Here is a 25340-nt window from a genome sequence, read left to right on the forward strand (position 1 = left end):
TTCGGACATCGCACCCGCACCCCTGGGCCGGGAGTACGGAGAGAGACGCGGAGACACCGGCGGCGTCGGCACTTCCGTGCGCGTCGTATGACTCAGCCGTACGCCTCGGTCGTACACCTCAGTCGCAAGCCGTGCACCTCAGCCGTACATCTCGTCCGGCTTGACTGTGCGGAAATTGTCGCACTATTTTTGTGCGAGATATTTCGAACGATGGGGAGGCGGCATGGCTGCCGTAAGGGTGTACCAGCATCCGGAGACGTCAGAGATCGCGATGCCCAGGGTGCTGTTCGCACTCAGCGAGCCGCTGCGGCTGGGCATGGTCCGCACGCTCGTCGAGCGCGGCGAGGTCGACAGCATCGAGCTCGGCCCGGACCTGCCGCGGTCGACGCTCACACACCACACGAGCCTGCTGCGTGAGTCTGGGATCGTGTTCGTCCGCGCCGAGGGGCGCAAGTGCATGATCCGGCTGCGTACGGACGATCTGGAGGCCCGGTTCCCCGGCCTGATCCGGACCGTCCTGAACGGCTACCCGGCGGATGTGGACGAGGAGGGGGACGCGTGATCCGCAAGGTGTGGCCGCTGGTCGCCGCCGCCGTCGCGCTCGGCATCGACGCCTACGTCCTCGCCGGGGTGCTGCCGTCGATCGCCGACTCGCTGGTGACGACGGTCGCGGTGGTCGGCCTCGGGGTGACCGCCTTCACCGCCGCGTACGCCGTGGCCGGGCCGCTGCTGTCCGGACGGCTCACCCGTGGCAGTACCGCGCGAGCACTGTTGATCGCGCTCGGCGTGTTCAACCTCGGAAACCTCATCACCGTCGTGGCGCCGGGAGTCGGGTTGTTCCTCGCGTCCCGCGTCGTCGCGGGCGTGGGCGCGGGCATCCTCACCGCGGTCGCGACCGCGACCGCCGCCGCGATGGTCGCCGATCGCGAACGCGGCCGGGCGATGGCGATGGTCACCTTCGGCCTGTCCACGGGTACGGTCGCGGGGGTGCCCGTGGGCATGCTGATCGGGGAGCACCTGGGCTGGCGCTGGACCATGGCCCTGGTCGTCGCCGTCGGCGTGCTCAGCATGATCGCCCTCGCCGCCCGCGCCCACACGCTGCCGGCCTTGCCCACGAGGCGTGGTGCGCCGGTCTTCGGGGTGCTGCGCTCGGGCAGGACCGCCGCCGGAATCGTCGCGGCGTTCCTGCTCGGCATGGCCAGCCTCGGCCTGTACACCTACCTGCTTCCGATGGCGGACGCCCGAGGTCTTCGGGACTGGGGCTTCGCCCTGGTGTGGGCGTGGGGCATCGGCGGCGTCACGGGGGCCGCGCTGATCGGCAAGCCCCTGGACAGGTACGGCCCCGGGGTGCTGCTGCTGGTCCTGCCGGCGACACTCGCCGTGAGCTTCGGCGCGGTCCGGATCTTCTCCGCCCCGGCCGTGTGGCTGATCGCCGCGGTCCTGTGGGGAGCTGCCGGCTGGGCCACCGTGCCGACCCTGCAGCAAGCACTCACGCGGGACCGCCCGGACCGGGCGATGGCGGTCATCGCCTTCCAGATGGCAGCCATGTACCTCGGTTCCGCCGCGGGCGCCGCTGTCGGGAGCAGCCTTTTGGCCGGCGGGGCCGACTCCGGCGATCTTGCGGGATGGGCGTTGCTCCCCACGGGGATCGCCATGGTTCTGACCGGCTGGATCGGCGCGGGGGCGCTCGCGAGGGCACTGCCGGCCGGGACGCGTGAACCCGTTCCTGCCCAGGCCTGCGAACCTGCCGGGTGAACTTCCCCCCGGGGTGACCGCGCAGCGTCCTGCCGGTGTTCACGGCGGCGAGTTCGGCCCGGTGGACGGAGGCCGGCCCTCACCCGTACGCACGTCCGTGGCCGGCCGGCGAAGACACAACGAGGGCCGCCGTCGAGGCCGTCCTCGGCGATGTGCCCCCGTTGCGTTCTGCGCGGACCGCCCGGCAACGTCCTTGCCGGTCGGGTCAGTTGATTACCGGTAGTTCGCGAACTGCACCGCGAAGTCGAAGTCCTGCCCCTTCAGCAGAGCCTGCACGGCCTGCAGGTCGTCCCGGCTCTTCGAGCTGACCCGCAGCTCGTCGCCCTGGACCAGCGCCTTGACGCCCTTGGGGCCCTCGTCGCGGATGATCTTCGCCACCTTCTTGGCGTTCTCCTGGGAGATGCCTTCCTCGATCGTGGCGAAGATCTTGTACTCCTTGCCGGAGAGCTGCGGCTCGCCGGCGTCCAGCGACTTCAGCGAGATGCCGCGCTTGATCAGCTTGGACTGGAAGATGTCGAGGATGGCCTTGACGCGCTCCTCGCCGTTCGCCTCCATCAGAATCTTCTCGCCCGACCACGAGATCGAGGCGCCCGTGCCCTTGAAGTCGTAACGCTGGGAGATCTCCTTGGCGGCCTGGTTGAGGGCGTTGTCGACCTCCTGCCGCTCGACCTTCGAGACGATGTCGAAACTGGAGTCGGCCATGACGTGTGGCTCCTTGCGTCGAATACGTGGGATACAGCGCAAGCCTAGCCACCGCCGCCCCCTCGGGCCGCTGATCAATCAGGTGGCGGAGCACCCCTGGCCATCAGGTATTGTTTACGTCGTCGCCAAGGAACTCATCACGAGGTCCAACGCGTCGTCCGAGGCGGTGTGCCCGAGTGGCCAAAGGGAGCAGACTGTAAATCTGCCGGCTCAGCCTACCCAGGTTCGAACCCTGGCGCCGCCACGCGAACGAAGCCCCCGACCAGTTCATCCGGTCGGGGGCTTCCTCGTTGTCCGGGCGTGGAGTTTCCCGTTCCGGAGTGCGGTTCCGGAGTCCCATCCGGAGTTCCGGAGCCCCGTCCCGAAGCTCCGCCCCGGTGTCCCGGTGCGGATCAGTTGCCCGCGACGTCCTTCACGGCCACCGACACCGGCACGCTCCCGGAGATCGCTTCGAGGGTGAGGCCCGCCGTCGCCGGGGTGTCCAGCAGCTCCAGCAGCGTGGCCGCCACGTCGTCGCGGGGGATCGGTCCACGGCCGGTCGAGGCGGCCAGGACGACCTGCCCGGTGCCCGCGTCGTTGGTCAGCATGCCGGGGCGCAGGATCGTCCAGTCCAGCGCGGTGCGGGAGCGTACGTCGGCGTCGGCGGCGCCCTTGGCCCGCAGGTACACGTCGAACACCTCGTCGCCGGGGTGGCCGGGGTCGGCGCCCATCGAGGAGACGACGAGGTAGCGGCGGACACCCGCTGCCTCGGCCGCGTCGGCGAACAGCACGGCCGCGTCGCGATCGACGGTGTCCTTGCGGGCGGTACCGCTGTTCGGCCCCGCGCCCGCCGCGAAGACGGCCGCGTCCGCGCCGCGCAACACCTCCGCGGTCTGCTCCACGGTGGCCGATTCGAGGTCCAGCACGGCGGGTTGGGCACCGGCCTCGGTCAGGTCCTGACTCTGTTGGGGGTTGCGGATGATCCCTACGGCTTCATCCCCGCGTGCGGCGAGCAGCCGCTCCAGCCGCAGTGCGATCTGTCCGTGTCCACCTGCGATGACAATGCGCATACCCCGACCGTACGCCCGGGGCGGGCTCCCGCTCAGTTCCTGGGCCCGGAACCGGAGTCGGGTCGTCCCTGGCGCGGAAGTCCGCCGAGGCCGGTGGCGGCGTCGGAGTCGGAGTCGCAGTACTCGCGCACGGCGCTGGTACGGGCGACGATCCGGCCGCGGTGGATGACGATGCGGCTGTAGGCGAGGGAGAGCACCGCGGAGAGCCGTTCGCCGCGTACGGCGAGGAGTTCGGCGGGGAAGCCCGCCTCGACGCGTACGTCGGGAAGGCCGAGGGCCGCGCGGGCGGTCGTGGAGACCAAGACGTACGCCTGTTCGGCGCGTAGCCCGGCCTGTGAGGCGAGCAGGTAGGCGGCTTCGAGCGGATCGCCGCGGCCGACCGGGTTGGCCGTGTCCCGCAGTGCGCCGCTGCCCGCCGCGACCCGCACGCCGGCGGAGCGCAGAAGGCGTACGGGGGCGGTCGTACGGCGCTCCGCACCGGCGCAGCCGCCCTGGGGCAGGCAGACCACGGTGATCCCGGCGGCGGCGAGCTGGTCGGCGGCGCGGGCCGCGGCGTCCAGGGGCAGGTGGGCCAGGCCGCCGCAGGGACCGAGCGTGACGCCGGGGCGCAGGCCGGCGGCCATCGCGGCGAGCCGGGCCAGGCGGACGGGGTCGTCGCCGTCGGTGTGCAGGTCCACGGGGCAGCCATGCTCGGCCGCGATCTCCAGGACGGCTTCGGTGTAGCCCGTGGGGTCCGGATCGAGGTCGGGGCAGCCGCCGACGACGGCCGCGCCCATCTTCACCGCGTCCCTGAGCATCGCGAGGCTGTCCGCCCCGGCGACGCCGGTGAGGAGCCGGGGGACCGCGACGGGCAGGACGTCGGCGAGGCCGCGCAGCGCACGCCGGGTCTGCAGGACGGCTTCGAGCGGGACGAGGCCCTGGACGTCGCCGACGCGGACGTGGGTGCGCAGGGCGGTGGCGCCGTGGCCGAGCTGGAGGAGCGCGGCCTCGGTGGCGCGGCGCTGGATGTCCTCGGAGCGGTGGGAGGCGGGCCCCGGGCTGTCGGGGCCCGCACTGTCCGCCGTGAGAGCGGTGTCGCTGTGGGCGTGGGCTTCGGCCGGGGCGGGGAGCAGGAGATAGCCGCGGAGGTCGATGCGGGGGCCGCGGGCGGTGAGGCTGCCCGCGGTGCCGACGGCCTCGATCCGGCCGCCGCTCAGGCGTACGTCGACGGCTCGGCCGTCGGCGAGGCGGGCGCCGCTGAGGACGAGGGCGGGGGTGTCGGCGGTGGTGGCTGCGTCGGCGCTGTCGGGCGCGTTGTCGTCGGGCCGCCGTGGCTGGCTTTCAGGCATCGCGCTCCTGGGAGGGGTGCAAGATCACACGGGGTGACCACACCCTAGGGGCGTGCGGGGGCGGCTTCCGGGAGGAGCGGAATAGTCGTACCGGTGCGCCTGTGCCGGCTGCCGGCCGAGCCCGGACCGGAGTCGGGCGCGGCCTGGATCAAGGCCTGATCAGCGGGTGTGGGCGGCCCCGGGCAGGGGGCCGGTGCGTGCGGAACAAACGGATTTGGGCAACCGGCGGGGGACCGTGTAATGTCTTCATCGCTCGCCCCAATAGCTCAGTCGGTAGAGCGTCTCCATGGTAAGGAGAAGGTCTGCGGTTCGATTCCGCATTGGGGCTCTGGTGATCGGGAAACCCCGCTTCGGCGGGGGGACTCATTCATCAAAGCGGTGTAGCTCAGTCGGTAGAGCAAGCGGCTCATAATCGCTGTGTCACCGGTTCAAGTCCGGTCACCGCTACTAACGGTAGCCGATGGTTGGGTCGGTCCTTCGATCGGCTACCCTTTTATGCGTTCATCCGTCCACCGTCCGTCCAAGGAGCACTCACGTGGCTGCCACCGACGTCCGCCCGAAGATCACGCTGGCCTGCGTGGAGTGCAAGGAGCGGAACTACATCACCAAGAAGAACCGGCGTAACAACCCGGACCGTCTTGAGATGAAGAAGCACTGCCCGCGCTGCAACTCGCACACCGCGCACCGCGAAACGCGCTGAATCAGGCTCGTACACGAGGCCGTCCCCTCTGGGGGCGGCCTCGTGTCGTTTGTATGGGGTCGTTCCCCGCACAGGGGCGTGCCCTTAATTCGTCTTTCACCAGGAGGTAGCGAGCTCATGGCGCTCGACCAGTCCTTCGTGGGGCGGACCTATCCGCCCACTCCGGCGTACGAGGTCGGCCGGGAGAAGATCCGCGAGTTCGCCGAGGCGGTGGGCGACACCCATCCGGCGTACGTCGACGCGGAGGCCGCCCGTGCGCTCGGGCATGCCGATGTGATCGCGCCGCCCACGTTCGTCTTCTCGATCACCTACCGGGCCGCCGGAGAGGTGGTGCAGGACCCGCAGTTGGGCCTGGACTACAGCCGGGTGGTCCACGGCGACCAGAAGTTCTCGTACGTGCGTCCGGTGCGGGCGGGCGACCGGCTGACGGTCACCTCGACGATCGAGGGCATCAAGTCGCTCGCGGGCAACGACATCCTGGACGTCCGCGGGGATGTGCACGACGAGGCCGGCGAACTGGTGGTCACGACGTTGATGAAGCTGGTGGCGCGCGCCGCCGAGGAGGCGTGATGACGGCGAAGGTCTCTTACGGGTCGGTCGAGGTCGGTACCGAACTGCCGGCGCAGACGTTCCCGGTGACGCGGGCCACGCTCGTGCAGTACGCGGGCGCCTCGGGTGACTTCAACCCCATCCACTGGAACGAGAAGTTCGCGCGCGAGGTCGGGCTGCCGGATGTGATCGCGCACGGCATGTTCACGATGGCCGAGGCGATCCGGGTGGTCACGGACTGGGCCGGTGACCCGGGCGCGGTCGTCGACTACGGCGTGCGCTTCACGAAGCCGGTCGTCGTGCCCAACGACGACAAGGGCGCGCTGATCGAGGTCAGCGGCAAGGTCGCGGCGAAGCTGGACGACCACCTGGTCCGGGTGGACCTGATCGCCATGTGCGACGGCAAGAAGGTGCTGGGGATGTCCCGGGCCGTGGTCCGGCTCGCCTGAGACATACCGGTGCGGTAGCCAGAAGTGAGGGGCGTTCCTCCTGCGGGAGGGGCGCCCCTCACTCGCGTTCGTTGCCCCCTGGGGCGCGGATTGTGGGACGACGTCCCCATCGCGCTCGGCCTCACCGCAGCTCTTCGCGGACGCGACCGTGCCCGCCGTCAGGACCGGGGCCGAGGCGGTCGCGCCGGGCGCGCTCGTGGCGCTCTCCCGCATCCCGGGCCGCCGCAGCGTCGGCCGCCGCCCCGGAACCGGTGGACCAGGGTGTCGCGGAGCCGGAGCCGGAGCCGGAGAAGGCGGCCGTCCTTGCCCCCGGGCCGCCCGTACGGTCCGTGGCCCCGCACGGGCGGCGGGGCGCCGGACCGTACTCTTGTCCCCGTGCAGGAACTTCACGACGCCCCCCTCGCCCCCCTGACCACCTTCCGGCTCGGCGGCCCCGCCGCCCGGCTGCTGACCGCCACGACCGACGCCGAGGTGATCGCCGCCGTGCGCGAGGCCGACATGAGCGGCACCCCGCTGCTGGTGATCGGCGGCGGCTCCAACCTGGTCATCGGGGACAAGGGCTTCGAAGGCACCGCGCTGCGGATCGCCACGAAGGGCTTCGCGCTCTCGGGTACGTCCCTGGAGCTGGCGGCGGGCGAGGTGTGGACCGACGCCGTCGCCCGGACCGTCGAGGGGGGCCTCGCGGGCATCGAGTGCCTGGCCGGCATCCCCGGATCCGCGGGTGCGACACCCATCCAGAACGTCGGTGCGTACGGACAGGAGGTGTCCTCCACCATCACGGAGGTCGTCGCCTACGACCGGCGCACCCAGGAGACCGTGACCATTCCGAACACGGAGTGCGCGTTCTCGTACCGCCACAGCCGCTTCAAGTCCGAACCCGACCGCTTCGTGGTGCTGCGTGTCCGATTCGAGCTGGAAGAGGCGGCCGGGCTTTCCGCGCCCCTCAAGTACCCCGAAACGGCCAGAGTCATGGGCGTCGAGCAGGGCGACCGCGTCCCGCTGCCGGCCGCCCGCGAGACCGTGCTGCGGCTGCGCGCAGGCAAGGGCATGGTGCTGGACCCGGAGGATCACGACACCTGGTCGGCCGGATCCTTCTTCACCAACCCGATCCTCGGACCGGCCGCGTTCCAGGACTTCCTCGCCCGGGTCCGCGAGCGCCTCGGACCGGACGCGACGCCCCCGGCCTTCCCCGCCGGGGACGGCCGCACCAAGACCTCGGCGGCCTGGCTGATCGACCGGGCCGGATTCACCAAGGGCTACGGCAGCGGCCCCGCCCGCATCTCCACCAAGCACACGCTCGCCCTCACCAACCGGGGCGCGGCCACCACCGATGACCTGCTCGCCCTGGCCCGCGAGGTCGTCGCCGGGGTGCACGAGGCCTTCGGCGTCACCCTGGTCAACGAGCCGGTGACGGTCGGCGTCAGCCTGTAGAGGGCCCACGGAGTCGGTCTCGGAGGCCCACGGAGTCAGAGGGCAACGGAGTCGACCGGAAGGCCCCGGAGTCAGTACGCGATGCCCACGCCCTGCTTCACGGCCGCCGGGTCGCCGATCAACGCGAGCATCGCGTGGGCCGCATCGGCCCGGGAGACGGACCGGCCGCTGCGCGGCGTACCGCCCACGACCTGCCGGTAGACACCCGTACGCGGCCCGTTCGTCAGCTTCGGCGGCCGCACCGCGGTCCAGTCCGTCGCACTGCGGGCCAACGCCGCCTCCATCCGGGCGAGATCGGCGTACAGATCCGCCAGGACCGCCCCGATCCCCTTGCGCATCAGCCGGTCGACCAGCGGATCGTCCTCCGGCTCCGGCCCGACCGGCGACGCGCTCACCGCCAGCAGCCGCCGGACGCCCTCGGCCTCCATCGCCGTCAGGATCATCCCCGTAAGCCGCTCGGCGACGCCGTCAGCCTTCCGGCCGCGCGCACCCAGCCCCGAGAGAACCGCGTCCCGTCCCGCCACCGCCGCCCGCACCGCCGACGGATCGTCCAGCCGTACGACAGCGTGCGGGGCCGCGCGCTCCAGCGGCTCCGGGAGCCGGTCCGGGTCGCGGACCACGACCGTCACCTCGTGGCCCGCCGCGAGGGCCTGACCCGCGATCTCCCGACCGATGCCGCCGGTGGCTCCGAACACGGTGACTCTCATGTGCGCCCCTTGGTGGGTGAGTATTCACTAACCTCTAGGATGGGTGGCCTCCACCCGGTGGTCAAGGTGTCCGGGTCACGGCTGTCGGAGCACGCATGGACCAGAAGCCCGCCCGCGCCCGGATCGTCGACGCGGCGCACGAGCTGATGCTCTCCATCGGCCTCGCCCGGACCACCACCAAGGAGATCGCCAGGGCGGCCGGCTGCTCGGAGGCGGCGCTCTACAAGTACTTCACCGGCAAGGAAGAGCTGTTCGTCACCGTCCTCGCGGAGCGGCTGCCCCGGCTCGTCAGCCTGCTCGGCGAACTGTCCGCCGGGGAGGGCAGCGTCGAGGGCAACCTCGCCGACGTCGCCCGGCAGGCCGCCCGGTTCTACGAGCAGACCTTCCCCATGGCCGCGTCCCTGTACGCCGAACCCCGGCTCAAGCACCGCCACGAGCAGGGCATGCGCGAGCTGGGAACAGGGCCCCACCGGCCGATCCAGCAGCTCGACGCCTATCTGCGCGCCGAACAGGCAGCGGGCCGGGTCCGGGCCGAAGCGGACACCTATGCCGCCGCCTCCCTGCTGCTGGGCGCCTGCGCCCAGCGGGCCTTCGCCTACGCCGCCCTCCCCGGGGGCACGCCCCCGCAGCCCCTGGACGACTTCGCCGCCTCCCTCGCCCGTACGCTGCTGGGCGGGCTCGGTCCGGAGGCGCCCGGGATCAGCTAGCCAGCCAGTCGTCGATCCCGGAGAGCAGTTTCTCCCGTACGTCCACGGGGGCCGCCGATCCGCGCACCGACTGGCGGGCCAGCTCGGCCAGCTCCTCGTCGGTGAAGCCGTGGTGGCGGCGCACCAGCTCGTACTGGGCGGCCAGCCGCGAACCGAACAGCAGCGGGTCGTCCGCCCCCAGCGCCATCGGCACACCCGCGTCGAACAACGTGCGCAGGGGGACGTCTGCGGGCTTCTCGTAGACGCCGAGCGCCACGTTGGACGACGGGCAGACCTCACAGGTGACCCCGCGCTCGGCGAGCTTGCGCAGCAGCCGGGGGTCCTCGGCGGCCCGGACACCGTGGCCGATGCGCGAGGCGTCCAGGTCGTCGAGGCAGTCGCGCACGCTGGCGGGCCCCGACAGCTCCCCGCCGTGCGGAGCCGCCAGCAGACCGCCCTCGCGGGCGATGGCGAAGGCCCGGTCGAAGTCGCGCGCCATACCGCGCCGCTCGTCGTTGGAGAGCCCGAAGCCGACGACGCCCCGGTCCGCGTACCGCACGGCGAGCCGGGCCAGGGTGCGGGCGTCCAGCGGGTGCTTCATCCGGTTGGCGGCGATCACCACGCGCATGCCCAGGCCGGTGTCCCGGGCGGCGCTGTCCACGGCGTCGAGGATGATCTCGATGGCCGGGATCAGCCCGCCGAGCAGCGGGGCGTACGAGGTGGGGTCGACCTGGATCTCCAGCCAGCCCGAGCCGTCCGCGACGTCCTCCTGGGCGCTCTCGCGCACCAGGCGGCGAATGTCCTCCGGGGACCGCAGGCACGACCGGGCGATGTCGTAGAGCCGCTGGAAACGGAACCAGCCCCGCTCGTCGGTCGCCCGCAGTTCGGGTGGCTCGCCACCGGTCAGGGCGTCGGGGAGACGGACCCCGTACTTGTCGGCGAGTTCGATCAGGGTGGTGGGCCGCATCGACCCGGTGAAGTGCAGGTGCAGGTGGGCCTTGGGCAACAGACGTACATCACGCTCCATCGGAAGATCCTGCCGCACGGGCGGGCCGGAGCGGTAGCCGCTTTACCGTTTAGGGGGCCGCTCGAACATAAACGCCCCCGGCCGGTGGAGGATCCCAGCGGCCGGGGGCGCTACTTGTCCGGGCGGTTCGTGACCGGTCAGGCCTTGGCCTCGCCCAGCAGCTTCTGGATCCGCGAGACGCCCTCGATGAGGTCGTCGTCGCCCAGGGCGTAGGACAGGCGCAGGTACCCCGGGGTGCCGAAGGCCTCGCCGGGGACGACGGCGACCTCGGCCTCGTCCAGGATCAGGGCGGCCAGCTCGACGGTGGTGGCCGGGCGCTTGCCGCGGATCTCCCTGCCGAGCAGGCCCTTCACCGACGGGTAGGCGTAGAACGCGCCCTCGGGCTCCGGGCAGAACACGCCGTCGATCTCGTTGAGCATCCGCACGATGAGCCCCCGGCGGCGGTCGAAGGCGGTCCGCATCTCGGCGACGGCGTCCAGCGGGCCGGAGACGGCCGCGAGCGCGGCGATCTGGGCGACGTTGGAGACGTTGGAGGTGGCGTGCGACTGGAGGTTGGTCGCGGCCTTCACCACGTCCTTCGGGCCGATGATCCAGCCCACTCGCCAGCCGGTCATCGCATACGTCTTGGCGACACCGTTGACGACGATGCACTTGTCGCGCAGCTCCGGGACGAGCGCCGGGAGCGAGGTGAAGGTCGCGTCGCCGTAGACGAGGTGCTCGTAGATCTCGTCGGTGAGCACCCACAGGCCGTGCTCGACGGCCCAGCGGCCGATCGCCTCGGCGTCGGCCTCGCTGTAGACGGCACCGGTCGGGTTGGACGGCGAGACGAACAGGACGACCTTGGTCTTCTCGGTGCGCGCGGCCTCCAGCTGCTCGACGGAGACCCGGTAGCCGGTGGTCTCGTCGGCGACGACCTCGACCGGGACACCGCCGGCGAGCCGGATCGACTCGGGGTAGGTGGTCCAGTACGGGGCGGGGACGATGACCTCGTCGCCCGGGTCGAGGATCGCGGCGAAGGCCTCGTAGATGGCCTGCTTGCCGCCGTTGGTCACCAGGATCTGGCCGGCGTCGACCTCGTAGCCGGAGTCGCGCAGCGTCTTCGCTGCGATGGCGGCCTTGAGCTCGGGGAGCCCGCCGGCCGGGGTGTAGCGGTGGTACTTCGGGTTGCGGCAGGCCTCGGCCGCGGCGTCGACGATGTAGTCGGGCGTCGGGAAGTCGGGCTCGCCGGCCCCGAAGCCGATCACCGGACGACCGGCGGCCTTGAGAGCCTTGGCCTTGGCGTCGACGGCGAGGGTGGCGGACTCGGAGATCGCACCGATGCGGGCGGAAACCCGGCGCTCGGACGGTGAAGTTGCAGCGCTCATGGCCCCATGCTCCCAGACCGCAAAAGCCGTCGGCACAGGGGTTTCAGGGACCGGACAGGACCTGAACAGCATCCGGACAGGACCGGTCAGTAGTGGTCTGTTCGACGCGGCGGCCCTGAACACGTACACTCACCTGTCGTTGGCCTTCACCAGCCACACCGTTCCTGCACCCGGTCACCGGGGAAGATGCGGTAGGTTGGTGGAAACCACAAAGGGTCGTAGCTCAATTGGTAGAGCACTGGTCTCCAAAACCAGCGGTTGGGGGTTCAAGTCCCTCCGGCCCTGCTACACACTCCTTCGCCAGGATGTGTGCGCATGTACGTACTTCATTGCACAGCCGTGCGGCTCCACCGGGCGCGGCACGGCCACGACCCGGAATCAGGTGAGTAGCGTGACGGACGCCGTGGGCTCCATCGACATGCCTGATGCTGAGGATGAAGCTCCCGAGTCGAAGAAGAAGGCTCGGAAGGGCGGCAAGCGCGGCAAGAAGGGCCCTCTGGGTCGGCTCGCGCTGTTCTACCGCCAGATCGTCGCCGAACTTCGTAAGGTTGTCTGGCCGACCCGCAGCCAGCTGACGACGTACACCTCCGTGGTGATCGTGTTCGTCGTCGTCATGATCGGTCTTGTTACCGTTCTCGACATGGGCTTCGCCCGGGTCATCAAGTACGTCTTCGGCTGATCTCGCGGAAGGCGTCCGACCCGGCGCCCTTTCGCACGTTCCACCCCTTTGTATCCAGGAAGAAGCAGCCATCGTGTCTGACCCGAACCTGAACGACGCCGTCGAGCCCAAGGCTGGCGCCTTCGAGTCCGCCAAGGACGAGCTCGACATCGTTGAGGCTGCTGACTCCGTGGACCCGGACCAGGCCGAGGCCGCCGACGTCGCCGCGGGCCGGCCCGCCGAGCAGGCCGCCGTGAACGTCACGTCGGACGAGTCCGACGAGGACACGGCAGCCGCCGAAGCCGTCGAGGAGACGGCCGCCGAGGCGGTCGAGGCCGACGACGAGAGCGCCGACGAGGAAGAGGCCGAGCCGGCCGCCCCCGTCGACCCCGTCACCGCCCTGCGCGACGAGCTCCGCGGTCTCCCCGGCGAGTGGTACGTCATCCACACGTACGCCGGTTACGAGAAGCGCGTGAAGGCCAACCTGGAGCAGCGCGCCGTCTCGCTGAACGTGGAGGAGTTCATCTATCAGGCCGAGGTGCCTGAGGAGGAAATCGTCCAGATCAAGAACGGCGAGCGCAAGAACGTCCGGCAGAACAAGCTCCCCGGTTACGTGCTGGTGCGCATGGACCTGACGAACGAGTCCTGGGGCGTCGTGCGGAACACGCCGGGCGTCACCGGCTTCGTGGGCAACGCCTACGACCCGTACCCGCTGACCCTGGACGAGATCGTCAAGATGCTCGCCCCGGAGGCCGAGGAGAAGGCCGCCCGCGAGGCCGCCGAAGCCGAGGGCAAGCCGGCTCCGTCCCGCAAGGTCGAGGTCCAGGTGCTGGACTTCGAGGTGGGCGACTCGGTCACCGTCACCGACGGCCCGTTCGCCACGCTGCAGGCCACGATCAACGAGATCAACGCCGACTCGAAGAAGGTCAAGGGCCTCGTCGAGATCTTCGGCCGCGAGACCCCGGTCGAGCTCAGCTTCGACCAGATCCAGAAGAACTAGCGCTTCCCGCCGGTTTCTGGTCACATGCCTACCCAGCAGGTCAGAGGGGCTGCAAAGCCCCTCTGACCTGCTGGGTTTTTGGTCGCACGGCTATACCCGTTATCGTTGTGCGGTATGCCTCCATCCGGATGACCGGAATCGGCGGCGAAACACTCTCATAGGACCCGGAGAGAGCAATGCCTCCCAAGAAGAAGAAGATCACGGGGCTTATCAAGCTTCAGATCAACGCCGGTGCGGCGAACCCGGCCCCGCCGGTCGGCCCCGCGCTCGGTCAGCACGGCGTCAACATCATGGAGTTCTGCAAGGCCTACAACGCCGCGACCGAGTCGCAGCGTGGCATGGTCGTGCCGGTGGAGATCACGGTCTACGAGGACCGCTCCTTCACCTTCATCACCAAGACTCCGCCGGCCGCCAAGCTGATCCTCAAGGCCGCGGGTGTGGACAAGGGCTCCGGCGAGCCGCACAAGACCAAGGTCGCCAAGCTGACGGCCGCCCAGGTCCGCGAGATCGCCACGACGAAGCTCCCCGACCTGAACGCCAATGACCTCGACGCCGCGTCGAAGATCATTGCCGGCACCGCCCGCTCCATGGGCATCACGGTCGAAGGCTGATTCAGCCCCGTAACCCCCAGTGGTAGGACCAAGCGCTGGTCCGCACCACGACTCCACACTCTGAAACCACAGGAGTAGAAGTGAAGCGCAGCAAGAACCTCCGCGCTGCGGACGCCAAGATCGACCGGGAGCGCAACTACGCCCCGCTCGAGGCCGTCCGTATCGCCAAGGACACCGCCTCCACGAAGTTCGACAGCACCGTCGAGGTCGCCTTCGCCCTGGGTGTCGACCCGCGCAAGGCCGACCAGATGGTCCGCGGCACCGTGAACCTCCCGCACGGCACCGGCAAGACCGCCCGGGTCCTGGTCTTCGCGACCGGTGACCGTGCAGCGGCCGCGGAAGCCGCCGGAGCCGACATCGTCGGCGCCGACGAGCTCATCGACGAGGTGGCGAAGGGCCGTCTGGACTTCGACGCCGTCGTCGCGACCCCGGACCTCATGGGCAAGGTCGGCCGCCTGGGCCGCGTGCTCGGTCCGCGTGGTCTGATGCCGAACCCGAAGACCGGCACCGTCACCCCCGATGTCGTGAAGGCTGTCAACGACATCAAGGGCGGCAAGATCGAGTTCCGCGTCGACAAGCACTCGAACCTGCACTTCATCATCGGCAAGACCTCGTTCGACGAGACCAAGCTGGTGGAGAACTACGCAGCGGCGCTGGACGAGATCCTCCGTCTGAAGCCGTCCGCCGCCAAGGGCCGCTACATCAAGAAGGCCACCCTGGCCACCACGATGGGCCCCGGCATCCCGCTGGACGCCAACCGCACCCGCAACCTCCTCGTCGAGGAGGACCCGGCCTCCGTCTGAGCCACCGTGCTCACCCGGTAGCCGCGTCGTACGCGTGCTCTGTGTGAACGGGCCCCGCAACCTTTCGAGGTGCGGGGCCCGTCCTCGTATCCGTAAGGATTCATGTCTGTCAGTGCCCTGTGCCACTGTTGTGCGGGGGACGACAGACGATACGAGGGGTGGACCGTCAGATGAGGACGAGCACGGTACGGCGCATGGGCACGGCTCTGGCCGCCGCGGCGGCACTGACGTCGATAGCGGCCTGTAGCGGCTCCGACAGCTCGGGGGGCTCCAGTGGCTCCGGCAAGGACAAGGCGGGTGCGGTCGGCAAGGCGAGCCCCGTGGCCGCGCTGACGCAGGTGCAGCAGAAGACCGGCGGCGCCCAGTCCGCGAAGGTCGAAGGCACCACCGAGATCGGCAGCGTCATGTCCATGAAGCAGTCCGGGGCCATCGGCTGGGCCGACGGCCTCTCGGGCGCGCTGACCATCACGTACACCGGCGGCACCATGGGCGACGCCCTGAAGCAGACCGGCGGCGACGGATCGGTCCAGGCGCGGTACTTCAAGAACGAGTACTACGCCAACATGGGCGACGCCATGGCGGCCAACACCGGCGGGAAGCACTGGATCCGGTATTCCTACAAGGACCTCGCCGAGCTGGGCGGCGCCTCCGGCGACGTCATGAAGGACCAGATCCAGAACAGCACTCCCGAGCAGGGCGTGAAGGCGCTGCTGGCCTCCGGCGACGTCAAGAAGGTCGGTCAGGAGGACGTCCGCGGGGTCCCCGCGACGCACTACTCCGGCACGGTCGACGTGGCCGAGCTGAGCGCGAAGAACAGCAACCTGGACGCCGAGCAGCTGGCCGAGTTCAAGGAGCAGCTCACGCTGGCCGGGGTGACCACCCAGACCGTCGACATCTGGGTCGACAAGAACGATCTGCTGGTGAAGAAGACCGAGCGCGGCGAGATGAAGACCGGCACGTTCAACTCGACGCTCTTCTACAGCGACTACGGCACCGAGGTCCCCTCCGAGAAGCCGGCGGCCTCGGACGCCGTGGACTTCAAGGAGCTGCTGAAGCAGCAGGGCGGTACCCCGGGCGGTGCCTCCTGACACCTCCCGCACGGTACGAACGGGGACGGATTTGCCCGTCCCGCATCCGGTCGCGTACTCTCACCAAGAAGCCAAAGACCGCTGGTCGTCGCTGTGCCTCGTCAGAGGGACGGTGACCGAAGGTTCCGCTAGATCGGACGACCTGCGCAGGTGACTGTGGAACGCTCCCGGACTCTGTTCGGTCGAGCCGCGCCCTGGCACCTGTGCTGGGGCGTTTCGTCTTTCCCGGCCCCTTCTGAGCGGTCCTCATCACCCGGAAGGAGGCCGACGCTCATGGCAAGGCCCGACAAGGCTGCCGCGGTAGCCGAGCTGACGGACCAGTTCCGCAGCTCGAACGCCGCCGTGCTGACCGAGTACCGGGGTCTCACCGTGGCACAGCTCAAGGAGCTGCGCCGTTCGCTCGGTGAGAACGCCCAGTACGCCGTGGTGAAGAACACGCTGACCAAGATTGCGGCCAACGAGGCCGGGATCGACACGCTGGACGACCTGTTCTCGGGTCCGACGGCGGTTGCCTTCGTCACCGGTGACCCGGTGGAGTCGGCGAAGGGTCTTCGTGACTTCGCCAAGGACAACCCCAACCTCATCATCAAGGGCGGTGTCCTTGACGGTAAGGCGCTGTCCGCCGATGAGATCAAGAAGCTCGCGGACCTCGAGTCCCGCGAGGTTCTGCTCTCCAAGCTGGCCGGTGCTTTCAAGGGCAAGCAGACGCAGGCGGCGCAGGTCTTCCAGGCCCTGCCCTCCAAGTTCGTCCGCACCGCGGAAGCTCTTCGTGCCAAGAAGGAAGAGCAGGGCGGTGCCGGTACTCCGGCTCCCGCCGAGGCCGCCGAGTAATTTCGCTCAGCGGTCCAGCGGGCTCCACGTACGCCCGCCGACATATACATCCGGCACCTGCCGAATAGTGGAAGGACGCCTATCATGGCGAAGCTGTCCCAGGACGACCTGCTCGCGCAGTTCGAAGAGATGACCCTCATCGAGCTCTCCGAGTTCGTGAAGGCCTTCGAGGAGAAGTTCGACGTCACCGCCGCCGCGGCCGTCGCCGTCGCCGGTCCCGCCGCTGGTGGCGCCCCGGTCGAGGCCGAGGCCGAGCAGGACGAGTTCGACGTCATCCTCACCGGTGCCGGCGAGAAGAAGATCCAGGTCATCAAGGTCGTGCGTGAGCTGACCTCGCTGGGTCTCAAGGAGGCCAAGGACCTCGTCGACGGCACCCCGAAGCCGGTCCTCGAGAAGGTCGCCAAGGAGGCCGCCGAGAAGGCTGCCGAGTCCCTCAAGGCCGCCGGCGCTTCCGTCGAGGTCAAGTGACTTCGAGAGTCTTCTGACTCTCCCGAGGCCGTCCCCGCCGTAAGGCGGTGACATCTCCTCACCGAAGGGCGATCACCCATCCGGGTGGTCGCCCTTCGGCGTGCCCGTGGCGGGTGCCTTGCTCTTCCGCCGACGACGAGTAGGGTGATCTTCGCCGTGCGCCTCTCGCAGGCCCCTCAGGGGCGTCCTGCGGGCGCCACGGGGGTGGCTGGTGAAGGCTCCTGGAGATCCGATCGGACCGGCGGGCCTTGACGAACCGGACGCGGCGCGCAATTCTCAGGACGCGTCATCACTTCGATCCGTATCCGAGGCATGGATCGAGAGTGAAGAGGGCAGTAAGGAAGTGCGCACCCCGCGCGAGGACCAGGGCTAGACATAGGTGTTGAGAACAGCTGTTGAGAGCAACGTGGGTCTCTGAGAACCCCGACTGGACATCAGTGTGCCGCTTGGCTACACTGACCCTTTGCGCTGCCTGTTAGCTGCCTCCTGCCCGTCACCAGGGGCATGCCCACGCTGAAGCATCGATGGCCGACCCCCTCCGACCTGGTCGTATTGCGACCGATTCGGAACGGTCTGTCTATATGCCCAGGGTGGGACCGGTACGCGCGTAGTGAGTCCGAGCCCTCGGAAGGACCCCCTCTTGGCCGCCTCGCGCAACGCCTCGACCGCGAATACGAACAACGGTGCCAGCACCGCCCCGCTGCGCATCTCTTTTGCAAAGATCAAGGAGCCCCTCGAGGTTCCGAACCTCCTCGCGCTGCAGACCGAGAGCTTTGACTGGCTCCTGGGCAACGCCGCCTGGAAGGCTCGCGTCGAGGCTGCTCTGGACAGTGGACAAGACGTCCCCACCAAGTCCGGCCTGGAGGAGATCTTCGAGGAGATCTCACCGATCGAGGACTTCTCCGGGTCGATGTCGCTTACGTTCCGCGACCACCGCTTCGAGCCCCCGAAGAACTCGATCGACGAGTGCAAGGAGCGCGACTTCACGTTCGCCGCGCCGCTCTTCGTCACGGCCGAGTTCACCAACAACGAGACCGGCGAGATCAAGTCCCAGACGGTCTTCATGGGCGACTTCCCGCTCATGACCAACAAGGGCACCTTCGTCATCAACGGCACCGAGCGTGTCGTCGTGTCGCAGCTGGTCCGCTCGCCGGGTGTCTACTTCGACTCCTCCATCGACAAGACGTCCGACAAGGACATCTTCTCCGCCAAGATCATCCCGTCCCGGGGTGCCTGGCTGGAGATGGAGATCGACAAGCGCGACATGGTCGGTGTCCGCATCGACCGCAAGCGCAAGCAGTCGGTCACCGTCCTCCTCAAGGCGCTCGGCTGGAGCACCGAGCAGATCCTGGAGGAGTTCGGCGAGTACGAGTCGATGCGCGCCACCCTGGAGAAAGACCACACCCAGGGCCAGGACGACGCACTGCTCGACATCTACCGCAAGCTGCGTCCGGGCGAGCCGCCGACGCGCGAGGCCGCTCAGACGCTGCTCGAGAACCTCTACTTCAACCCGAAGCGCTACGACCTCGCGAAGGTCGGCCGCTACAAGGTGAACAAGAAGCTCGGCGCCGATGAGCCGCTGGACGCCGGAGTGCTCACCAGCGACGACGTCATCGCGACCATCAAGTACCTGGTCAAGCTGCACGCCGGTGAGACCGAGACGACCGGTGAGTCCGGCCGGGAGATCGTCGTCGAGACCGACGACATCGACCACTTCGGCAACCGTCGTCTGCGCAACGTCGGCGAGCTCATCCAGAACCAGGTCCGTACGGGCCTGGCGCGGATGGAGCGCGTCGTGCGTGAGCGCATGACCACGCAGGACGTCGAGGCGATCACGCCGCAGACCCTGATCAACATCCGGCCGGTCGTCGCCTCCATCAAGGAGTTCTTCGGCACCAGCCAGCTGTCGCAGTTCATGGACCAGAACAACCCGCTGTCGGGTCTCACCCACAAGCGCCGCCTGTCGGCTCTTGGCCCGGGTGGTCTCTCCCGTGAGCGGGCCGGCTTCGAGGTCCGAGACGTGCACCCGTCCCACTACGGACGCATGTGCCCGATCGAGACCCCCGAAGGCCCGAACATCGGTCTGATCGGTTCGCTCGCCTCGTACGGCCGCGTCAACGCGTTCGGCTTCATCGAGACGCCGTACCGCAAGGTCGTCGACGGCCAGGTCACCGATGACGTCGACTACATCACGGCCGACGAGGAGGACCGCTACGTCATCGCCCAGGCGAACGCGACCCTCTCCGAGGAGCTGCGCTTCACCGAGCCCCGCGTCCTGGTCCGCCGTCGTGGCGGAGAGGTCGACTACGTGCCCGGCACGGACGTCGACTACATGGACGTCTCGCCGCGCCAGATGGTGTCCGTCGCCACCGCGATGATCCCCTTCCTGGAGCACGACGACGCCAACCGTGCCCTCATGGGCGCGAACATGATGCGGCAGGCGGTGCCGCTCATCAAGTCCGAGGCCCCGCTGGTCGGCACCGGCATGGAGTACCGCTGCGCCACCGACGCCGGTGACGTCCTCAAGGCGGAGAAGGACGGTGTGGTCCAGGAGGTCTCCGCGGACTACATCACCGTCACGAACGACGACGGCACGTACACCACGTACCGCATCGCCAAGTTCATGCGCTCCAACCAGGGCACCTCGGTCAACCAGAAGGTCGTCGTCGCCGAGGGCGACCGGATCATCGCCGACCAGGTGCTCGCCGACGGACCGGCCACCGAGAACGGTGAGATGGCCCTCGGCAAGAACCTGCTCGTGGCGTTCATGCCGTGGGAGGGTCACAACTACGAGGACGCGATCATCCTGTCGCAGCGCCTCGTGCAGGACGACGTCCTCTCCTCGATCCACATCGAGGAGCACGAGGTCGACGCCCGTGACACCAAGCTCGGCCCGGAGGAGATCACCCGGGACATCCCGAACGTCTCCGAAGAGGTCCTCGCCGACCTCGACGAGCGCGGCATCATCCGGATCGGTGCCGAGGTCGTCGCCGGCGACATCCTCGTCGGCAAGGTCACGCCCAAGGGTGAGACCGAGCTGACGCCGGAGGAGCGGCTGCTCCGCGCGATCTTCGGTGAGAAGGCGCGCGAGGTGCGCGACACCTCGCTGAAGGTGCCGCACGGTGAGATCGGCAAGGTCATCGGCGTCCGCGTCTTCGACCGCGAAGAGGGCGACGAGCTGCCGCCGGGCGTGAACCAGCTGGTCCGCGTCTACGTCGCGCAGAAGCGCAAGATCACCGATGGTGACAAGCTCGCCGGCCGTCACGGCAACAAGGGCGTCATCTCGAAGATCCTGCCGATCGAGGACATGCCGTTCCTGGAGGACGGCACCCCGGTCGACATCATCCTCAACCCGCTGGGTGTCCCGTCCCGAATGAACCCGGGACAGGTCCTGGAGATCCACCTCGGCTGGCTCGCCAGCCGCGGCTGGGACGTCTCCGGCCTCGGTGACGAGTGGGCCCAGCGCCTGCAGGCCATCGGCGCCGACCAGGTCGCCCCCGGCACCAACGTCGCCACGCCCGTCTTCGACGGTGCGCGCGAGGACGAGATCACCGGCCTCTTCCAGGCCACGATCCCCAACCGCGACGGCGACCGGCTGGTCCAGCCCTCCGGCAAGGCCCAGCTCTTCGACGGCCGCTCCGGCGAGCCGTTCCCGGACCCGGTCTCGGTCGGATTCATGTACATCCTCAAGCTGCACCACCTGGTCGACGACAAGCTGCACGCGCGTTCGACCGGCCCGTACTCCATGATCACCCAGCAGCCGCTGGGTGGTAAGGCACAGTTCGGTGGTCAGCGCTTCGGTGAGATGGAGGTGTGGGCCCTTGAGGCTTACGGCGCCGCATACGCCCTCCAGGAGCTCCTGACGATCAAGTCCGACGACGTGACCGGCCGCGTGAAGGTCTACGAGGCCATCGTCAAGGGCGAGAACATCCCCGAGCCCGGCATTCCCGAGTCCTTCAAGGTGCTCATCAAGGAAATGCAGTCGCTCTGCCTCAACGTGGAGGTGCTGTCCTCGGACGGCATGTCCATCGAGATGCGCGACACGGACGAGGACGTCTTCCGCGCGGCGGAGGAACTCGGTATCGACCTGTCCCGGCGCGAGCCGAGCAGCGTCGAAGAGGTCTGACGGGCCGGCCGGCCGCCTCATCCCGAGGCGGCCGGCCCTCCCCGGACCCGTTCAGACCATTGATTGAGACGAGACCCCGAAAGAGGGATTGACGACAAGTGCTCGACGTCAACTTCTTCGACGAGCTGCGGATCGGCCTTGCCACCGCGGACGACATCCGGACCTGGTCACACGGCGAAGTGAAGAAGCCGGAGACCATCAACTACCGCACGCTCAAGCCCGAGAAGGACGGACTCTTCTGCGAGAAGATCTTCGGTCCGACCCGGGACTGGGAGTGCTACTGCGGCAAGTACAAGCGTGTCCGCTTCAAGGGCATCATCTGCGAGCGCTGCGGCGTCGAGGTCACTCGCGCCAAGGTGCGTCGTGAGCGGATGGGCCACATCGAGCTTGCCGCTCCCGTCACCCACATCTGGTACTTCAAGGGCGTCCCCTCGCGCCTCGGATACCTGCTGGACCTCGCGCCGAAGGACCTCGAGAAGGTCATCTACTTCGCCGCGTACATGATCACGTTCGTGGACGAGGAGCGTCGTACCCGCGACCTGCCGTCCCTGGAGGCCCACGTCTCCGTCGAGCGCCAGCAGACCGAGAACCGCCGCGACTCCGACCTGGAGGCCCGCGCCAAGAAGCTCGAGACCGACCTGGCCGAGCTGGAGGCCGAGGGCGCCAAGGCGGACGTGCGCCGCAAGGTGCGCGAAGGCGCCGAGCGTGAGATGAAGCAGCTGCGCGACCGTGCGCAGCGCGAGATCGACCGCCTCGACGAGGTGTGGAGCCGCTTCAAGAACCTCAAGGTCCAGGACCTGGAGGGCGACGAGCTGCTCTACCGCGAGCTGCGTGACCGCTTCGGCACGTACTTCGACGGCTGCATGGGCGCCGCCGCGCTGCAGAAGCGCCTGGAGTCCTTCGACCTCGACGAGGAGGCCGAGCGCCTCCGCGAGATCATCCGTACCGGCAAGGGCCAGAAGAAGACCCGTGCGCTCAAGCGCCTCAAGGTCGTCTCCGCGTTCCTGCAGACCAGCAACAAGCCCAAGGGCATGGTGCTCGACTGCGTGCCGGTCATCCCGCCGGACCTGCGTCCGATGGTGCAGCTGGACGGTGGCCGCTTCGCGACCTCCGACCTGAACGACCTGTACCGCCGGGTGATCAACCGCAACAACCGCCTCAAGCGTCTCCTTGACCTCGGCGCCCCCGAGATCATCGTGAACAACGAGAAGCGGATGCTGCAGGAGGCCGTCGACGCGCTGTTCGACAACGGCCGCCGCGGTCGCCCGGTCACCGGTCCCGGTAACCGTCCCCTGAAGTCCCTGAGCGACATGCTCAAGGGCAAGCAGGGCCGTTTCCGCCAGAACCTCCTCGGCAAGCGTGTGGACTACTCCGCGCGTTCCGTGATCGTCGTCGGTCCGCAGCTCAAGCTGCACCAGTGCGGTCTGCCGAAGGCGATGGCGCTGGAGCTCTTCAAGCCGTTCGTGATGAAGCGCCTGGTGGACCTGAACCACGCGCAGAACATCAAGTCGGCCAAGCGCATGGTCGAGCGTGGCCGCACCGTCGTGTACGACGTCCTCGAAGAGGTCATCGCCGAGCACCCGGTGCTGCTGAACCGTGCGCCCACCCTGCACCGCCTGGGCATCCAGGCCTTCGAGCCGCAGCTGGTCGAGGGCAAGGCCATCCAGATCCACCCGCTCGTCTGCACCGCGTTCAACGCGGACTTCGACGGTGACCAGATGGCCGTGCACCTGCCGCTCTCCGCGGAGGCGCAGGCCGAGGCCCGCATCCTGATGCTGTCCTCGAACAACATCCTGAAGCCGGCCGACGGTCGTCCCGTCACCATGCCGACCCAGGACATGGTGCTGGGTCTCTTCTTCCTCACCACGGACGAGGAAGGCCGCAACGTCAAGGGCACGGACCGCGCGTTCGGCTCCACGGCCGAGGCCACCATGGCCTTCGACGCCCGCGAGCTGTCGCTGCAGGCGAGGGTCGACATCCGCTTCCCGGTCGGCACCATGCCGCCGCGTGGCTGGGTGCCGCCGGTCGCCGAGGAGGGTGAGCCGGAGTACCAGCCCGGCGACACCTTCCGGCTGCGGACCAGCCTGGGCCGTGCGCTCTTCAACGAGCTGCTGCCCGAGGACTACCCGTTCGTCGACTACTCGGTGGGCAAGAAGCAGCTCTCCGAGATCGTCAACGACCTGGCCGAGCGCTACCCCAAGGTCATCGTGGCGGCGACGCTCGACAACCTGAAGGCGGCGGGCTTCCACTGGGCGACCCGTTCGGGCGTCACCGTGGCCATCTCCGACGTCGTCGTGCCCGAGGCCAAGAAGGCCATCGTCAAGGGCTACGAGGACCAGGACGAGAAGGTCCAGAAGCAGTACGAGCGCGGTCTGATCACCAAGGACGAGCGCACGCAGGAGCTCATCGCGATCTGGACCAAGGCGACCAACGAGGTTGCCGAGGCGATGAACGCGAACTTCCCGAAGACGAACCCCATCTTCATGATGGTCGACTCGGGTGCCCGAGGAAACATGATGCAGATGCGTCAGATCGCGGGTATGCGTGGTCTGGTGTCGAACGCCAAGAACGAGACGATTCCTCGTCCCATCAAGGCGTCCTTCCGCGAGGGCCTCACCGTTCTGGAGTACTTCATCTCCACGCACGGTGCCCGTAAGGGTCTGGCGGACACCGCCCTGCGTACCGCCGACTCGGGTTACCTGACCCGTCGTCTGGTGGACGTCTCGCAGGACGTGATCATTCGCGAGGAGGACTGCGGCACCGACCGCGGCCTCAAGCTGAAGATCGCCGTCAAGGGCGCCGACGGCGTGCTCCGCAAGACGGAGGACGTCGAGACCTCGGTCTACGCCCGCATGCTCGCCGAGGACGTCGTGGTGGACGGCAAGGTCATCGCGCCTGCCAACGTCGACCTCGGTGACGTCCTGATCGACGCCCTGGTGGGCGCCGGCGTCGAGGAGGTCAAGACCCGCTCGGTCCTGACCTGTGAGTCCGCGGTCGGCACCTGTGCCTTCTGCTACGGACGCTCGCTCGCCACCGGCAAGCTGGTCGACATCGGTGAGGCGGTCGGCATCATCGCCGCCCAGTCCATCGGTGAGCCCGGCACCCAGCTGACGATGCGTACCTTCCACACCGGTGGTGTGGCCGGTGACGACATCACCCAGGGTCTGCCCCGAGTCGTCGAGCTCTTCGAAGCCCGTACGCCCAAGGGTGTCGCCCCGATCTCCGAGGCCAAGGGCCGCGTGCGGATCGAGGAGACCGAGAAGACCAAGAAGCTCGTCGTCACCCCGGACGACGGCAGCGACGAGACGGCGTTCCCGATCTCGAAGCGTGCCCGTCTGCTCGTGGGCGAGGGCGACCCGGTCGAGGTGGGCCAGAAGCTCACCGTGGGTGCCACCAACCCGCACGACGTGCTGCGCATCCTCGGCCAGCGTGCGGTCCAGGTCCACCTGGTCGGCGAAGTCCAGAAGGTCTACAACTCGCAGGGCGTGTCGATCCACGACAAGCACATCGAGATCATCATCCGGCAGATGCTCCGCCGTGTGACGATCATCGAGTCCGGCGACGCGGAGCTGCTTCCGGGCGAGCTGGTCGAGCGGTCGAAGTTCGAGACCGAGAACCGTCGTGTGGTCACCGAGGGCGGTCACCCCGCCTCCGGCCGTCCGCAGCTGATGGGTATCACCAAGGCCTCGCTCGCCACCGAGTCGTGGCTGTCGGCGGCGTCCTTCCAGGAGACGACCAGGGTCCTGACCGACGCGGCGATCAACGCCAAGTCGGACTCCCTGATCGGCCTCAAGGAGAACGTCATCATCGGTAAGCTCATCCCGGCCGGTACGGGCCTTTCCCGCTACCGCAACATCCGGGTCGAGCCGACCGAGGAGGCCAAGGCCGCGATGTACTCGGCCGTCGGCTACGACGACATCGACTACTCGCCGTTCGGCACCGGCTCCGGCCAGGCCGTTCCGCTGGAGGACTACGACTACGGTCCGTACAACCAGTAGAAGTGAGTGA

The 25340-nt window shown here is 68.7% G+C and carries 22 protein-coding genes and 4 tRNA genes; 20 read left to right on the plus strand and 6 right to left on the minus strand.

What is annotated here, in order from left to right; all coding sequences use genetic code 11:
- The first annotated feature begins 223 nt into the window (after positions 1-223).
- Positions 224-562 (plus strand): ArsR/SmtB family transcription factor, encoded by a 339-nt coding sequence (locus tag ACGF2Y_RS14565; protein ID WP_392946509.1) that lies wholly within the window; start codon positions 224-226, stop codon positions 560-562.
- Positions 559-1755, plus strand: coding sequence for an MFS transporter (locus ACGF2Y_RS14570; protein ID WP_392946511.1), 1197 nt, complete (start codon positions 559-561; stop codon positions 1753-1755). The genes ACGF2Y_RS14565 and ACGF2Y_RS14570 overlap by 4 nt, the downstream gene beginning before the upstream one ends.
- Before the next feature lie 213 nt (positions 1756-1968).
- Here the strand turns inward: ACGF2Y_RS14570 and ACGF2Y_RS14575 are convergent, their stop codons facing one another.
- Positions 1969-2457, minus strand: coding sequence for a YajQ family cyclic di-GMP-binding protein (locus tag ACGF2Y_RS14575; RefSeq protein WP_392946514.1), 489 nt, complete (start codon positions 2455-2457; stop codon positions 1969-1971).
- 162 nt (positions 2458-2619) lie between these two features.
- Between ACGF2Y_RS14575 and ACGF2Y_RS14580 the strand changes: the two genes are divergently transcribed.
- Positions 2620-2701, plus strand: a tRNA-Tyr gene (locus ACGF2Y_RS14580).
- 148 nt (positions 2702-2849) lie between these two features.
- Here the strand turns inward: ACGF2Y_RS14580 and ACGF2Y_RS14585 are convergent.
- Complete coding sequence (locus ACGF2Y_RS14585) at positions 2850-3506, minus strand: SDR family oxidoreductase (RefSeq protein WP_392946516.1); 657 nt, start codon at positions 3504-3506, stop codon at positions 2850-2852.
- A 32-nt stretch (positions 3507-3538) separates the two neighbouring features.
- On the minus strand, positions 3539-4834 hold the full coding sequence (locus tag ACGF2Y_RS14590; RefSeq protein WP_392946517.1) for an amidohydrolase family protein: 1296 nt from the start codon (positions 4832-4834) through the stop codon (positions 3539-3541).
- A gap of 255 nt (positions 4835-5089) precedes the next feature.
- Between ACGF2Y_RS14590 and ACGF2Y_RS14595 the strand changes: the two genes are divergently transcribed.
- From ACGF2Y_RS14595 to ACGF2Y_RS14620, 6 genes are all read left to right on the plus strand, one after another.
- Positions 5090-5162: transfer RNA gene (locus ACGF2Y_RS14595), tRNA-Thr, on the plus strand.
- Positions 5163-5208: 46 nt separating this feature from the next.
- Positions 5209-5281: transfer RNA gene (locus ACGF2Y_RS14600), tRNA-Met, on the plus strand.
- An 88-nt stretch (positions 5282-5369) separates the two neighbouring features.
- A complete protein-coding gene (gene rpmG / locus ACGF2Y_RS14605; protein WP_003956487.1) occupies positions 5370-5534 on the plus strand; it encodes a 50S ribosomal protein L33 in 165 nt (54 codons plus the stop codon).
- A 117-nt stretch (positions 5535-5651) separates the two neighbouring features.
- Positions 5652-6104, plus strand: a complete 453-nt coding sequence (locus tag ACGF2Y_RS14610) for a MaoC family dehydratase N-terminal domain-containing protein (protein ID WP_030578943.1) — start codon at positions 5652-5654, stop codon at positions 6102-6104.
- Positions 6104-6532: a MaoC family dehydratase gene (locus ACGF2Y_RS14615; RefSeq protein ID WP_392946518.1), complete on the plus strand. Its 429-nt coding sequence runs from the start codon at positions 6104-6106 to the stop codon at positions 6530-6532. The genes ACGF2Y_RS14610 and ACGF2Y_RS14615 overlap by 1 nt, the downstream gene beginning before the upstream one ends.
- Before the next feature lie 375 nt (positions 6533-6907).
- Entirely contained in the window at positions 6908-7963 is a 1056-nt protein-coding gene (locus tag ACGF2Y_RS14620; protein ID WP_392946521.1) for a UDP-N-acetylmuramate dehydrogenase, read from the plus strand.
- 71 nt (positions 7964-8034) lie between these two features.
- Here ACGF2Y_RS14620 and ACGF2Y_RS14625 read toward each other — a convergent pair whose 3' ends face one another.
- Positions 8035-8670: an NAD(P)-dependent oxidoreductase gene (locus tag ACGF2Y_RS14625; protein ID WP_392946523.1), complete on the minus strand. Its 636-nt coding sequence runs from the start codon at positions 8668-8670 to the stop codon at positions 8035-8037.
- 95 nt (positions 8671-8765) lie between these two features.
- Between ACGF2Y_RS14625 and ACGF2Y_RS14630 the strand changes: the two genes are divergently transcribed.
- Positions 8766-9377: a TetR/AcrR family transcriptional regulator gene (locus tag ACGF2Y_RS14630; RefSeq protein WP_392946525.1), complete on the plus strand. Its 612-nt coding sequence runs from the start codon at positions 8766-8768 to the stop codon at positions 9375-9377.
- Here ACGF2Y_RS14630 and ACGF2Y_RS14635 read toward each other — a convergent pair.
- Positions 9370-10383, minus strand: a complete 1014-nt coding sequence (locus tag ACGF2Y_RS14635; protein ID WP_392946527.1) for an adenosine deaminase — start codon at positions 10381-10383, stop codon at positions 9370-9372. The genes ACGF2Y_RS14630 and ACGF2Y_RS14635 overlap by 8 nt on opposite strands.
- A 137-nt stretch (positions 10384-10520) precedes the next feature.
- Positions 10521-11747, minus strand: coding sequence for a pyridoxal phosphate-dependent aminotransferase (locus ACGF2Y_RS14640; protein WP_392946529.1), 1227 nt, complete (start codon positions 11745-11747; stop codon positions 10521-10523).
- A 212-nt stretch (positions 11748-11959) separates the two neighbouring features.
- Here ACGF2Y_RS14640 and ACGF2Y_RS14645 point away from each other — a divergent pair.
- From ACGF2Y_RS14645 to ACGF2Y_RS14690, 10 genes are all read left to right on the plus strand, one after another.
- Positions 11960-12032 (plus strand) — tRNA-Trp (locus ACGF2Y_RS14645).
- Positions 12033-12138: 106 nt separating this feature from the next.
- A complete protein-coding gene (gene secE, locus ACGF2Y_RS14650; RefSeq protein WP_215107274.1) occupies positions 12139-12426 on the plus strand; it encodes a preprotein translocase subunit SecE in 288 nt (95 codons plus the stop codon).
- Positions 12427-12499: 73 nt separating this feature from the next.
- On the plus strand, positions 12500-13405 hold the full coding sequence (nusG, locus tag ACGF2Y_RS14655) for a transcription termination/antitermination protein NusG (RefSeq protein ID WP_392946531.1): 906 nt from the start codon (positions 12500-12502) through the stop codon (positions 13403-13405).
- Positions 13406-13581: 176 nt separating this feature from the next.
- Positions 13582-14016 (plus strand): 50S ribosomal protein L11, encoded by a 435-nt coding sequence (gene rplK, locus ACGF2Y_RS14660; protein WP_007445924.1) that lies wholly within the window; start codon positions 13582-13584, stop codon positions 14014-14016.
- Positions 14017-14096: 80 nt separating this feature from the next.
- On the plus strand, positions 14097-14819 hold the full coding sequence (gene rplA / locus ACGF2Y_RS14665) for a 50S ribosomal protein L1 (RefSeq protein ID WP_007445923.1): 723 nt from the start codon (positions 14097-14099) through the stop codon (positions 14817-14819).
- A gap of 170 nt (positions 14820-14989) precedes the next feature.
- Positions 14990-15907: a hypothetical protein gene (locus ACGF2Y_RS14670; protein ID WP_392946533.1), complete on the plus strand. Its 918-nt coding sequence runs from the start codon at positions 14990-14992 to the stop codon at positions 15905-15907.
- A gap of 273 nt (positions 15908-16180) precedes the next feature.
- Positions 16181-16738: a 50S ribosomal protein L10 gene (rplJ, locus tag ACGF2Y_RS14675; protein WP_003966997.1), complete on the plus strand. Its 558-nt coding sequence runs from the start codon at positions 16181-16183 to the stop codon at positions 16736-16738.
- Between the two features lie 84 nt (positions 16739-16822).
- Positions 16823-17206: a 50S ribosomal protein L7/L12 gene (gene rplL, locus ACGF2Y_RS14680; protein ID WP_392946536.1), complete on the plus strand. Its 384-nt coding sequence runs from the start codon at positions 16823-16825 to the stop codon at positions 17204-17206.
- A gap of 640 nt (positions 17207-17846) precedes the next feature.
- Positions 17847-21332 carry a DNA-directed RNA polymerase subunit beta gene (gene rpoB, locus ACGF2Y_RS14685; RefSeq protein ID WP_392946539.1) on the plus strand — a complete coding sequence of 1162 codons (3486 nt, stop codon included), beginning with the start codon at positions 17847-17849 and terminating at the stop codon, positions 21330-21332.
- A gap of 98 nt (positions 21333-21430) precedes the next feature.
- A complete protein-coding gene (locus ACGF2Y_RS14690; protein WP_392946542.1) occupies positions 21431-25330 on the plus strand; it encodes a DNA-directed RNA polymerase subunit beta' in 3900 nt (1299 codons plus the stop codon).
- Positions 25331-25340: the final 10 nt, after the last annotated feature.

The sequence above is a fragment of the Streptomyces sp. NPDC048142 genome (assembly GCF_043202835.1).
Taxonomy (GTDB): domain Bacteria; phylum Actinomycetota; class Actinomycetes; order Streptomycetales; family Streptomycetaceae; genus Streptomyces.

Bases quoted from the DNA above. Each gene is read 5' to 3' on its own strand.
- ACGF2Y_RS14590 (WP_392946517.1), bottom strand. From the start codon at position 4,834: ATGCCTGAAAGCCAGCCACGGCGGCCCGACGACAACGCGCCCGACAGC.
- ACGF2Y_RS14625 (WP_392946523.1), bottom strand. From the start codon at position 8,670: ATGAGAGTCACCGTGTTCGGAGCCACCGGCGGCATCGGTCGGGAGATC.
- ACGF2Y_RS14575 (WP_392946514.1), bottom strand. From the start codon at position 2,457: ATGGCCGACTCCAGTTTCGACATCGTCTCGAAGGTCGAGCGGCAGGAG.
- rplL (WP_392946536.1), top strand. From the start codon at position 16,823: ATGGCGAAGCTGTCCCAGGACGACCTGCTCGCGCAGTTCGAAGAGATG.
- ACGF2Y_RS14585 (WP_392946516.1), bottom strand. From the start codon at position 3,506: ATGCGCATTGTCATCGCAGGTGGACACGGACAGATCGCACTGCGGCTG.
- ACGF2Y_RS14610 (WP_030578943.1), top strand. From the start codon at position 5,652: ATGGCGCTCGACCAGTCCTTCGTGGGGCGGACCTATCCGCCCACTCCG.
- ACGF2Y_RS14635 (WP_392946527.1), bottom strand. From the start codon at position 10,383: ATGGAGCGTGATGTACGTCTGTTGCCCAAGGCCCACCTGCACCTGCAC.
- ACGF2Y_RS14640 (WP_392946529.1), bottom strand. From the start codon at position 11,747: ATGAGCGCTGCAACTTCACCGTCCGAGCGCCGGGTTTCCGCCCGCATC.
- ACGF2Y_RS14630 (WP_392946525.1), top strand. From the start codon at position 8,766: ATGGACCAGAAGCCCGCCCGCGCCCGGATCGTCGACGCGGCGCACGAG.
- ACGF2Y_RS14615 (WP_392946518.1), top strand. From the start codon at position 6,104: ATGACGGCGAAGGTCTCTTACGGGTCGGTCGAGGTCGGTACCGAACTG.
- rplJ (WP_003966997.1), top strand. From the start codon at position 16,181: ATGGCAAGGCCCGACAAGGCTGCCGCGGTAGCCGAGCTGACGGACCAG.
- ACGF2Y_RS14565 (WP_392946509.1), top strand. From the start codon at position 224: ATGGCTGCCGTAAGGGTGTACCAGCATCCGGAGACGTCAGAGATCGCG.
- rplK (WP_007445924.1), top strand. From the start codon at position 13,582: ATGCCTCCCAAGAAGAAGAAGATCACGGGGCTTATCAAGCTTCAGATC.
- ACGF2Y_RS14670 (WP_392946533.1), top strand. From the start codon at position 14,990: ATGAGGACGAGCACGGTACGGCGCATGGGCACGGCTCTGGCCGCCGCG.